Consider the following 11,258-nt stretch of genomic DNA (forward strand, 5'->3'; position numbering starts at 1 on the left):
CACCCTGGTGCGAAGAAATCTCGACAAACCGCTGATCGTCAAGCTCACCCCCAATGTTACCGATATCACGGTGGTTGCCAGGGCAGTTGCCGAGGCTGGGGCCGATGCCATCAGCTGCATCAATACCCTGACCGGCATGGCGGTCGACGTGCGAACGCGCCGCCCTCGCCTGGCCAACCGCACCGGCGGGCTTTCCGGTCCGGCCATCCGGCCGATTGCGGTGCGGCTGGTCCATCAGGTGGTTCAGGCGGTCCAGATCCCGGTCATCGGCATCGGCGGCATCGCCCGTGCGGAGGACGCTCTGGAATTCCTCATCGTCGGTGCCACGGCGGTACAGGTCGGAACCGCCAACTTTGTCGACCCGTCGGCGATGCAGACTGTCATCGACGGCCTCGAGCAGTTCTGCGTCAAGGAAGGCATCGGCGATATCCACGAACTCATCGGCAGTCTCAAGCTTTAACCGGCAAAGGGCTAATGGCGAAAGGCGAAAGGGAAACATCGGGGGCATGAGGTGAAATCACCTTTGCGTCCTCTGCCCCAAGCCTCAAGCCGGTTTACTTATGGACGTCATCACCACCCACATCAATGCCGATTTCGATTGCCTCGGGGCGATGGTCGCCGCCCGTCGGCTCTACCCCGATGCGGCCATGGTTTTTGCTGGTTCCCAGGAACGCAGCCTGCGCGAGTTCCTGCTCCGAAGCACTACCTGTTCTCTTGAGTTCAAACGCATTCGCGACATCGATCTCGACCGCATCAGCCGTCTGATTCTGGTCGATGTGCGCCAGTCCGACCGGATCGGTCCTTTTGGTGAAGTGTCCCGGCGGCCGGGGGTAGAGGTGCATATTTACGACCATCACCCGGAGGGTCAGGCCGACCTGCATGGTACCGTGGAGCATATCGAACCGGTCGGCGCCTCGGTGACGGTTCTTGTCCAGCTCTTCATGGAGCGGAGGATCGTTCCGGAGCCGGAAGAGGCGACCATGATGATGCTCGGCCTTTACGAGGACACCGGCGGACTGCTGTTCAACTCCACCACCCGCCGGGATTACGAGGCGGCGGCCTTCCTTCATGCGCACGGCGCCGACCTGACGACAGTTGCCGAGTTTCTCACCCAGGAAATGACGGTCGACCAGGTGGCGCTGCTGCACGAACTCATCCAGTCTCGCACCGTCCTCAATCTGGAAGGGATCGACATCTCCATCGCCCATGCCTCGGTCGATCATTTCGTCGGCGATCTTGCGGTGCTGGCCCACAAGCTCAAGGACATGGAAAACCTGAACGCCCTCATCGTTGCGGTGCGCATGGGTGATCGGGTTTTCATGGTCGGCCGTTCCCGCATCCCGCAAGTCAACGTGGGTGAAATCCTCGGAGAATTCGGCGGCGGCGGGCATGCCTTCGCCGCCTCGGGGACAGTGCGGGAGCAGACACTGATCCAGGTGCTCGAACGGCTCCCCGAAGTTCTTCGCCATCATGTTCGACCGCAGCGGGAGGCCCGGCAGCTCATGTCGTTTCCGGTCAAGAGCGTGACCAGGAAAACGACCGTCGCCGAGGTGCGCGAAATCCTTACCCGCTACAACATCAATGCCCTGCCGGTCCTGGCCCGCCGCCGGGTGGTGGGGATCATAACCCGTCAGGTGGCCGACAAGGCTGCGCATCACGGCCTGGCCGAACTGCCGGTCAGCGAATGCATGAGCGGGGAGTTCACCGTCGTGGCCCCCGAAACGCCCATCGAGTCCGTTCAGGAACTGATCGTCGAGCGAAATCAGCGCTTCGTCCCCGTCATCGAAAGCGGCCGTCTGGTCGGCGCCATCACCCGGACGGATCTGCTGCGGCATCTGGTGGAAGGGGCCAGGGTGGCCCAGACTGCCCTGGCCGGCGATTCCGCCGAAAGTCCCACCCTCAAGAAACGGCAGGTTGCGCGTCTTCTGCGTGAACAGTTGCCGGCGCCGATTCTGGCCATGCTGCAGGCGATGGGCAAGGTAGGCGACGATCTCGGTCTGGGCGTCTTCATTGTCGGAGGTTTCGTTCGTGATCTGCTGCTACGGCAGCGGAACCTCGATCTCGATTTGGTCGTCGAGGGGGACGGCATCGCCTTTGCCGCCGAATACGCTCAGCGCTATGGCTGCCGGATCCGCACCCATCGGAAGTTCGGAACCGCCGTCATCATTCATCACGACGGGTTCAAGGTGGATGTTGCCTCGACGCGGATGGAGTATTACCTCGAGCCGGGAGCGCTGCCCAAGGTCGAGCATGCCTCCATCAAGCTAGATCTCTACCGCCGGGATTTCACCATCAACACCCTGGCGGTGGCCCTCAATCATCGCGCGTTCGGGGAACTGCTCGATTTCTTCGGCGGCCAGCGCGATCTGCGGGAGAAGGCCATCCGGGTGCTGCACAATCTGAGTTTCGTCGAAGACCCGACCCGCGTCTTTCGCGCCATCCGCTTTGAACAGCGTCTCGGTTTCCACATCGGCAAGCATTCGGAATACCTGCTGCGCAGCGCCGTGCGCATGGGTTTTCTCGACAAGGTGGGCGGCCTGCGGCTGTTCAACGAGTTGGTGATCATTCTCAAGGAAGTCGACCCGTTGCCGGCGGTCTTCCGGATGGCCGAGTTCGATCTGCTCAAATATATTCATCCTTCGCTGCTGCTGACCGGCCGCAGCCGGCAGCTCTTCGAAAACGCCGGCAGGACGCTTCACTGGTATGAACTCCTGTACACCGGTGAGAGCTGTCATCGCTGGCTTGTTTATTTTCTCTGTCTGGCAGCGCCCCTGGACCAGGATGCGATGGTCGGGGTCAGCAACCGCCTGGGGGTCCCCTCCCGCTATCGCGAGATGTTCTGCGAAGAGCGTGAAGATGCCCATCAGGTTCTACAGCTTCTGGAGCGGCGAAGAGCCAGAGGGTCAGAACCCCGCCCCAGCGACCTCTACCACTGGCTCATGCCGTTTTCCACCGAGGTGCTCCTCTACCTCATGGCGCGAGCCGCCAGCGAGGAGGTCCGCCGCTGGTTTTCCCAGTTTTTCACTCACCTGCGTGGCGTCGCGCCGCTATTGACCGGGCGCGACCTGCAAATCCTGGGTGTCCCGCCCGGGCCGGTCTTCAAGAAAATTCTGGGGACGCTCCTCGATGCGCGACTCAATGGCCGGGTGATCAGCCGCGAAGATGAGGTGGCCCTGGTGCAGCGGCGGTTCCTTCGGGCAGAGTCAAAACGCCCAACGGGCAAACAATAGCTCCTGCCCTGCTGCTCTCGAGCGGGCCACGTTCGTTGACTTGCTTTCCACCATCTGCTACAAGAGCCTTATTTTTTCCGCCAAGTCGAAGGTCATGGAACATTTGGTCGCCAAAATTTCGATCATGCTGGTGCCGGCTCTGCTGGCGGTGACTTTGCATGAGGTCGCGCACGGCTATGTGGCCGACCGTTTCGGTGACCCGACCGCACGTTTGCTCGGTCGGTTGACCCTGAATCCCCTCAAGCATCTCGATCCCATCGGCACGCTGGCGCTGATCGTTTTCAAATTCGGATGGGCGCGTCCCGTGCCGGTCAATTACCGGAATTTACGAAACCCGAAAAGGGATATGATCTGGGTTGCCCTGGCCGGGCCCGCAACCAATCTTGGCCTGGCTGTTTTTTCCGCCTTGTCGATGCGATTTTTCATCCTGTTGCGAAGCACCGACCTTGGCGAATTCGGCAACGTCCTCGATCCGTTGTCGTTAATGGCGGCTTTCAGCCTTTATATCAACGTTATTCTCGGCATCTTCAATCTGATACCCATACCGCCGCTCGATGGCGGGCGGATCCTGAGTGCCATTCTCCCGGAAAGATACGGTGATTTTTTTAACCGACTCGAGTATTTCGGGTTCATCATTATTTTGTTCGTCATATTTTATACGCCAATCTGGCCAATGCTGCTGCAGCCGCTCGTATCCCTCTGTGTGCATGTGCTAGCCGGTAAGGATTCCGCTGTAGTCTTTCAAGTGTTAAACTTCCTGCGGACCTGAGAGTCGTCATTTATTCATGTCATACGAAATTCGTATCGAAAATTTCGAAGGGCCGCTCGATCTGCTTCTTCATCTCATCAAGAAAAATGAGATGGATATCTATAACATCCCCATTGCCGACATCACGGCCCAATACCTGGCGTACATCGACGCCATGAAAAATCTGAATCTGGATGTGGCCGGCGAATTTCTGCTCATGGCTGCCACGTTGCTCCATATCAAATCCCGACTGCTGTTGCCGCAGGCCCAGGAAGACGAACCGGAGGAGGAAGAGGAGGACCCGCGGGCCGAACTGGTGCGACGACTGCTCGAATACCAGAAGTACAAGGAGGCCGCGCACTCCCTCGACACCATGCCCCTGCTCGGTCGAGAGGTCTTCGCCCGCACGTTCTCATCTCCCGACCTTGATGCGACGGAAGAGAGCGGTTTCGAGGCGGTCGGCCTTTACGACCTGGTCGAAGCCTTCCGTTCGATTCTGCGGGGAGGGCCGCCGGAAATCTTTCATGATATCGATGTCGACCAACTGTCGGTGACTGAACGGGTGAATGTGATCCTGACCATTCTCGACGGCCGTGAGAGCCTGTCCTTCCGTGAACTTTTCACCAACCGACCGGACCGCAGCGAGGTCGTGGTCACCTTTCTCGCCATGCTCGAACTGGTCCGCCTGAAACTGGTCCGCCTGATGCAAAACAGCCGATTCGGGGCGATTTGGCTTTATCCAGCCGTTGCCGGCGAGGAAACAGCGTCTCTGCACCTCGAAGAGGATTCCCTTGGATACATCTGAACTCAAGGCGATTGTCGAGAGTCTGGTTTTCATTTCCGATATCCCGCTGCGGCCGGAACGGATTGCCGAAGCGATCGAGGTGGAGCGGGGGAGGGTCGTGGAGATACTGCGGGAACTTGAGTCCGAATACCGGCAGGCCAGGCGCGGTTTTGTGCTGGAAGAGGTCGCCGGCGGCTTCCAGTTTCGCACGCGGGCAGAGCACGTCGAGTGGGTGCGGCGCCTGAACAAGAGCCGTCCCTTCCGCTTCTCCCGGGCGGCCCTGGAAACCCTGGCCATCATCGCCTACCGTCAGCCGATCACCCGCGCCGAGATCGAGTACCTGCGCGGTGTCGACTCGGGTGGGGTCGTCAAAACCCTGCTCGACCGGCATCTGGTGCGGATCCTCGGCAAGAAGGATATTGCCGGCCGACCGATGATCTACGGCACCACCCGCGAATTTCTGGAACTTTTCGGGCTGGGCGACCTGGCGGCCCTTCCGACGCTCAAGGAGTTCAGCGAAATCACCCCTGAGGTGGCCGGCGGCGAAGAGGGCCCGTCCAAGGGTGAATACCCCGACGGGGAATCCGGCGACGAGGCCTGAATCCATGGCCGTAGGCAGAGCCGGGAAATAGACCCGGCTTTTTATTGGAAGAACTTGAGATGAAGGAACGTCTGCAAAAGTTGATAGCTGCTTCCGGACTAGCTTCGCGCCGGGAGGCGGAGCGCTGGATCACCGCCGGCCGGGTGACCGTCAACGGCGAATTCGCCTCCCTGGGTGATAGTGCCGATCCGGCATGCGACCGGGTCGAGGTCGACGGACGCCCCCTGCTGGTCGAAGAACAAAAGTATTATGTGCTTCTCAATAAGCCGGTCGGTTACGTCACTACTCTTAGCGATCCCGAAGGCCGGCCGGTGGTGACCGATCTGGTCAGGGATATCCCCGCCCGTCTCCACCCCGTCGGTCGTCTCGACCTGACGACCGAAGGAGTGCTGCTGCTGACCAATGACGGTGAACTTACCCAACGTCTGGCGCATCCACGGCATGAAGTGGAGAAAACCTATCTGGTCCGGCTCCGCGGTGCGCTGTCGTCTGCCGCACGGCGGCAACTGGCAGAGGGAGTCATGCTGGAGGATGGTCTGACCGCTCCGGCGCGGGTAGAAAAGGTGCGGGCGACCGGAAGTCACACCTGGCTGGAGATCACGATCCGCGAAGGCCGCAACCGCCAAGTACGCCGCATGTGCGAAGCAGTTGGACATCCGGTGAGCCGCCTCAAACGTATCCGCCTGGCCTTTCTCGAGCTGGACTCACTTCCGGCAGGTAAGTATCGCATCCTCTCCCCTGCGGAGGTGGCGCGACTGAAACGACTTTGAGTTCTGTCGTCCCTGATCTCACTTGCTGGACTGATCGTTTAAGAAAAACGGAGTCGGTCCGTGCCTATTATGGGCAACAGCCGAGCAGGATGGAATCCGTCGCGATTCTCACCTCCCAATAGCCGCTTGATGTCTGTGTACTTGCCTGTTTTTCCATCGCTTTTACTCTACAGCCAGACCTTATTTCACCTTGACAGGCTTGTCGGGGATGGTTTAGAGTCACACGGAACGTATTTCAACCTCCAAGTGCGGGTGTAAGTTTTGTCCAGTAAGGAAAATCTCCTGGCCTCGGCCCAGAAGAATTTGCAGAAAGGTCAGATTGCGAAAGCGATCAAAGACTATCAGCAGGTCGTTGAGCAGGATCCCAAAGACATCAGGAACCGGCAGAAACTGGCGGAGCTTTATTGTCGCGCCAGAATGAATGCCGAAGCGCTGGGCGAATACGGCGCGGTAGCCAGGTATTATGCCGATAACGGTTTTAATTTAAAGGCCATTGCCGTTTACAAGCAGATGCAGAGGCTCGATCCGGAGCAGGCCAATGTCTGCCATCGGCTGGCTGAACTTAACATCAAGCAGGGTCTGGTCGGTAATGCCTTGGCGGAATACCGCAATCTGGCGGAGCTTTTTGAAAAAAAGAAGCTGCTTGCAGATGCTATCGGTGTTCTGCAAAAAATGGCTGAACTGGAACCCGAGAATCTCAATATTCACGTTAGAATCGCCGAATTTTATGCCCAAACCGGTCTCCGCGACAAGGCATGGGCGGAATTATCGCAAATTCTCGATCAATTGCGTGAAGCCCGGGATTTCACCCGGGTTGCTAAACTTTACGAGATGTTCCAGCCCCTTTTCCCCAATGACCCGAAGATGAAAATCGGGTTTGCCGAAGCTCTTGTTCGCAAGGGAGAGGTCGAGAAGGGGCTGCAGATGCTGAAGGTCCTGCTGCGTGACAGTCCTGAAAACAGTCAGATACTCAAGGCCTTGGCGTTTGGTTATCGGGAGAAAGAGGATTACGAGAACGAGCGATTGACCTATCAACACCTGCTCAAACAGGCGCCTGGAAACCTCGAGTTGCGCGAAGGCTATATCCGAGCCTGTCTTGACGGAGGTGAGCATCGCCGAGCCCTTGAAGAGTTGAATGAATGGAAAGATGTTTTCATCGCTGGCGGTCAAGTCTCGTTGCTGAAAGCATTCTATAAGGACCTGTTGAAAGTTTTCCCCGGCAATGAGCAGGTTCTCGCAGCCCTCTCTCTGGTCGGCGATCAAGCTGGCAAAGATGAAAAAATTCCGGACACCGTTACCGTTTGCCAGCCTCTGGCCGAAATATCGCCGGCGCCTGAGTTCGCGGTCTCGGAGACTGTTTTCGTTGAGATTGCAGAGCCTGCGTCCGTTGAAGCTGCTGCACCCGCCCGGGAGCCTGACCCAGGCGCGGTTCAAAGCCAATCCGACGCGGAGTCTGGAGGGGCCGAGGAAATACCCCTCGAATTTCTCGAGACGACAGCCGAACTCGCTGCGCCCTCATCTGCAAAGCCCTTGGCCGATGTGTCCAAGGGACTGCTGCAGGCCGCAATCTGTCCTGAGACCATTGCAGATGAATTGGAACTGGAGCTCGAACTTGAGCTTGATGAGCCGTTGTTGGGGCTCGCAATTCAACAGGATGAGCTGATTCTCGACGACAGAAGAGGAGCCGCCCATGAAGAGTCTGTTGCCCTTAGCGGGGTAGCTTGGGCTGGTGAAGGCGATGTTTCGGCGCTGGCTGAAGAGAACCTCGAAGAGCTCGACCCTGAAGAAATCCTGGAAGAACTCGAAGAACTCGAGCCGGAGGAACTCTTTGATGAGCTCGAACTGATTTCCGACCAGGAGCCCCTCAAGACTCACGCCGCTGAAGCTGCTGAGGATGCGAAGACCGCCAGCGAGTGTCTTGGTTCTGAGCTTCGTGACCTGCTGTCCGGCCTTGAATCCTTGCCCAACCCGGCGATGAATGCCCGGGGCGAACTTGAAGAGGCCGAATTCTATCTGCAGCAGGGGCTTTTTGATGACGCTGAGCGGATCTGCAAACAACTCCTTTGCGTTGACCCCGGGTGTGCAGAGGCCCAGGAAAAGCTGGCTGAACTCGCGACACTTCGCCAGGAAGCTGTCATTGCCCCTGCGGAGCATCAACTTTTCGATCTACCCGTTGCATCACGCAATAACGAGGGCTGGCAGGGACATGCAGTGATGTCCGGTCTGGATGAGGTCGATCACCTCGGTCTCGACGGCATTGTTGACGATTTCAAGATGAACGTTGAGACCCAGATTGACGCCGAAGATACAGAGACCCATTACAATCTTGGAATTGCCTACAAGGAGATGGGTCTTTTCGACGACGCCGTTGCAGAATTCGACAAAGCAATGAAAAATCCGGGACGGTTGGTCGACTCGTTGACGCTGAAGGGGACCTGCCTCTTCGAAAAGGGAGCTTTTGACCTGGCCGAAGAAGTTTTCAAAAGCGGGCTTGTTTATCAGGGGCTGAACGCAGCCGAACGCATCAGCCTTCACTACGAGATGGGACTCCTGTACGAGGCATGGGGCCGGCCTCTGGAAGCGCTTGACAGTTTCCAGTCTGCGGCCGATGCCGATCTCTTTTTTCGTAATGTCGGCGAAAAGATTGAAGCCCTTCGAAAAATTCTGGGCCTTGATGCCAACACCGGCAAGGAAGACCCCGGTGGCCGGGGGAGCAGAAGCCGGGTGTCCTACATTTAACCCAGCAGGCAATTTCGCGGAGCGAGGATGAGCTATACGGAACATTTCGGGCTGGACCGAGAGGCCTTCTCCAACGCACCTGATGCGCGTTTTTATCTGAACACCGAGCAGCACAGCCAGGCCCTGCTGAGGCTGATGTATGCGGTCGATTCCAACAAGGGGCTGGCCGTGCTGGTCGGTGGCGTGGGTACGGGGAAAACCACCCTGGCCCGACGCATGCTCGACAGCCTCCCCGAGGAGCGTTATGAATCATCGCTTCTGGTCATGGTGCACTCAGGCATCACGCCCGCCTGGATTCTGACCCGGATCGCCATGCAACTCGGTGTTCCTGAACCCGCAGCCGATCGACTGGCGTTGCTGCGCCAGCTTTATGAGCGGCTGTTGCAGATTGAAGAATCCGGCAGGCGGGCCGTTGTGCTGATCGATGAAGCGCAGATGCTGCAGACCCGTGAGCTGATGGAAGAGTTCCGCGGTCTGCTCAATCTGGAAATCCCGGGAAAGAAGCTCCTGAACATCATTTTTTTCGGCCTCCCCGAAGTGGAGGATTGCCTGCGCCTGGACGAGCCTCTGGCCCAGCGGGTAGCGGTCAAGTTTCGTCTTCACTCGCTGACGGTCGGCGCCTGTGAGGCGTATATCAAGCATCGCCTTCAGGTCGCCGGTGCCCGCAGGATGCTGTTTGCTGCGGATACGATTCCGGCCATCCATCGCTATGCCGGCGGAGTCCCCCGGTTGATTAATACCCTGTGCGATAACTGCCTGTTTGAAACCTACATGATGAAACATAGTTCGGTCGATCTCAAGGTCGTGCACAGTGTCGCCGGCGATCTCGGACTGTTGCGTCAGCCGCTGGCCGAGATCGCTCCGATGAGTCGGGGCGGCGAGCTTGACGAGATCGAGAGCCTGCTGGATCGTCTTGAACAGAAGCTCTGACCTCCTGACGGATTGAAGCTCATGATTCTTTGCGGCCGGCCTTCCGGCCGTTCGTGTTTTGACCACGGGTGACCATTCACTCATTGTCGGGAAGCCGATGAAGCAAAAGATCCAGATTCTTCCTGAAAACCTCTGCAACAAGATTGCCGCCGGTGAAGTGGTGGAGCGGCCGGCTTCGGTCGTCAAGGAGCTGCTGGAAAATTCTCTGGACGCCGGTGCTTCCGAGATTCGCGTTGAAGTCGAAAGTGGCGGCAGGAAACTCATCCGGGTCATCGACAATGGCCGCGGTATGGATCGGGACGACGTTTTCCTCTGTCTGGAGCGGCATGCTACCAGCAAGATCCGCAGCGATGAAGATCTCTTCCGGCTGCACAGCTTTGGTTTCCGCGGCGAGGCCCTGCCGTCCATTGCCGCCGTTTCCCGGCTGACTCTCGCGAGTCGTTCGGAGGAGACGGATGTCGGGTGGGAAATTTACGCCGAGGGGGGGAGCGTCAAACGGGCCGGAGAGGTGGGAATCCCCTGCGGGACAACCGTCGAGGTACGCGATCTCTTTTTCAATACCCCCGCCCGGCGGAAATTTTTGCGCCAGGAAGAGACGGAACTGGGCCATATCGGCGACGTAGTGACGAAACTGGCCCTGGTCCAGCCTGCTGTCCGTTTTTCCCTGGTGCACCGGGGGCGGATGCTCATCGATCTCTATCGGCACGGCTCGCTCGAAGAGCGGGTGGCGGAGCTGCTCGGTCGGCCTTTGCTCAAGGAGATGGTCCCGCTTTCATTCCCGGGGCCGTTTGGCCTGAAACTCGAAGGGCTGATTTCACAGCCGTCACTCAACCGCGCAACCACCGGCATGATGTATACCTTCATCAACGGTCGGTATATTCGCGACCGGGTGGTGCAGCATGCTCTGCTGGAGGGCTACCGGCACCTGTTGGTCAAAGGTCGTTATCCGGCTCTTGTCATCTTCCTGGAGATCGACCCCGCCCTGGTTGATGTCAACGTGCATCCCACCAAGCACGAAGTTCGTTTTCATGACCAGAGAACGGTTCATGATTTCATTGTTGCCGCTCTGCAACAGACGCTGCGTCCGTCCGGCTGGCTGGCCGCCACGAATGCGGAACCGGCAAAGCCGGGTGGCCTGGCTTCATCTCCGCCTGATCTGGTCAGTGGCGAATCTGCTGCTGACGTCGTCGAAAACCCCGCGGAAGTCCGCCGCCAGGAGGTGCGGGAAGCCCTTCTCGGCTATGCCCGAAACCAGCCGGGACCCTTCGTACATGTTGCGGACGGCGCAGCGCGTGCAGCGAATTCGCCCTTCGTGCTGCCGGAACCGCCAGCAGCCGACCCCCCCCTGGGGTTCTTCTCCTCGCTGCTGGTCATCGGCCAATACCGGAGAAGCTTTATCGTCTGCCAGGATGGGGATGATCTGGTTCTGATCGATCAGCATGCCGCGCACGAGCGG

The 11,258-nt window shown here is 58.5% G+C and carries 9 protein-coding genes; all 9 read left to right on the forward strand.

The genetic code is table 11. The features are described from left to right. Nucleotides 1-460: nitronate monooxygenase (locus tag VD811_09835; GenBank protein HXV21270.1), on the forward strand; the 460-nt coding region annotated here is incomplete at its 5' end. A 100-nt stretch (nt 461-560) separates the two neighbouring features. After that, nucleotides 561-3,230, forward strand: a complete 2,670-nt coding sequence (locus VD811_09840; GenBank protein HXV21271.1) for a CBS domain-containing protein — start codon at nt 561-563, stop codon at nt 3,228-3,230. Between the two features lie 40 nt (nt 3,231-3,270). Beyond that, nucleotides 3,271-3,999 carry a site-2 protease family protein gene (locus tag VD811_09845; GenBank protein ID HXV21272.1) on the forward strand — a complete coding sequence of 243 codons (729 nt, stop codon included), beginning with the start codon at nt 3,271-3,273 and terminating at the stop codon, nt 3,997-3,999. 16 nt (nt 4,000-4,015) lie between these two features. Next, a complete protein-coding gene (locus VD811_09850) occupies nt 4,016-4,783 on the forward strand; it encodes a segregation/condensation protein A (protein HXV21273.1) in 768 nt (255 codons plus the stop codon). After that, complete coding sequence (gene scpB / locus VD811_09855) at nt 4,770-5,363, forward strand: SMC-Scp complex subunit ScpB (GenBank protein HXV21274.1); 594 nt, start codon at nt 4,770-4,772, stop codon at nt 5,361-5,363. Before VD811_09850 ends, scpB begins: the two co-directional genes overlap by 14 nt. 59 nt (nt 5,364-5,422) lie before the next feature. Beyond that, entirely contained in the window at nt 5,423-6,133 is a 711-nt protein-coding gene (locus VD811_09860) for a pseudouridine synthase (GenBank protein ID HXV21275.1), read from the forward strand. 261 nt (nt 6,134-6,394) lie between these two features. Further along, complete coding sequence (locus VD811_09865) at nt 6,395-8,872, forward strand: tetratricopeptide repeat protein (GenBank protein ID HXV21276.1); 2,478 nt, start codon at nt 6,395-6,397, stop codon at nt 8,870-8,872. Nucleotides 8,873-8,899: 27 nt separating this feature from the next. Beyond that, nucleotides 8,900-9,802 (forward strand): AAA family ATPase, encoded by a 903-nt coding sequence (locus VD811_09870; GenBank protein ID HXV21277.1) that lies wholly within the window; start codon nt 8,900-8,902, stop codon nt 9,800-9,802. A gap of 97 nt (nt 9,803-9,899) precedes the next feature. Then, a partial coding sequence (gene mutL, locus VD811_09875; protein HXV21278.1) for a DNA mismatch repair endonuclease MutL occupies nt 9,900-11,258 on the forward strand: 1,359 nt, incomplete at its 3' end.

This window comes from Desulfuromonadales bacterium (assembly GCA_035620395.1).
GTDB lineage: Bacteria > Desulfobacterota > Desulfuromonadia > Desulfuromonadales > DASPGW01 > DASPGW01.